This is a genomic window from Bartonella queenslandensis AUST/NH15 (genome assembly GCF_000312585.1).
Taxonomy (GTDB): Bacteria; Pseudomonadota; Alphaproteobacteria; order Rhizobiales; family Rhizobiaceae; genus Bartonella; species Bartonella queenslandensis_A.
This window is the reverse complement of the sequence record NZ_HE998120.1, coordinates 1-790: the sequence shown is the minus strand read 5'-3', so window position 1 is coordinate 790 and position 790 is coordinate 1. Positions and strand designations below refer to the sequence as shown.

General features: G+C 42.8%; 1 pseudogene. It reads left to right on the top strand.

The window, feature by feature from the left end:
• Nucleotides 1–755 (top strand): annotated as a pseudogene (locus BN338_RS09565) (portal protein); the annotation flags it as partial.
• Nucleotides 756–790: the final 35 nt, after the last annotated feature.

Below are 790 nucleotides of genomic sequence, written 5' to 3'. Positions count from 1 at the left end.
TTGTTTCATGAGGCGAAGGAGGCGATTAATCAGGTTACGGGGTTATCGCCTGAATTTATTGGCACGCGTGAGGTTACGCAAGCAGGGGTTTTAGAGGCACAGCGTCGTCAATCCAGTCTGAACCTCCTTGCCTGTTTGTTTGATGGTTTGCGTTTGTATCGACAACGCCAAGGGAAGATTATTTTGCATCTGATACAGAATTATTTATCTGATGGTCGCTTAGTAAGAATATCGGGTGAGGAAAATGCACAATATATTCCCTTAACGCGTGAGGCTGTGACAAGTGTTGATTATGACATTATTGTCGATGATGCGCCCACCAGCCCGAATGAAAAAGAGCGCACTTTTGGCATTATTACACAGCTCTTACCGTTGCTACAAAACGCGATTACGCCGGATATTATGATTGATTTGTTGCGGTACTCACCCTTGCCAGCGTCTTTACTCAATCGTGTGAGTGAGAAGTTCCAACAACATCAGCAAATGGCACACAATCGCAGCAACAGCAGATGGATCCTGAAACGCAGATGAAGTTGCAAGAAAAGCAGCAAGATATGGAAGCAAAAGCACAGATGCATCAGATGGATTTACAACAAAAGGGGATTGATCTGTTCATGCGTCAAAAGAAAGCAGAATTAGAGGCTGAGATGATGCAACAACGGCATGATCTTGAAAGGCAGAAACTTCTCAATGATCAGGCACATAATCAGATTATGCGTGAACGAATGGCACTGCATAGATATTTGAATGTTTAGAAAGGTGAAAGATGAATAATCAAGTGAATGAATAT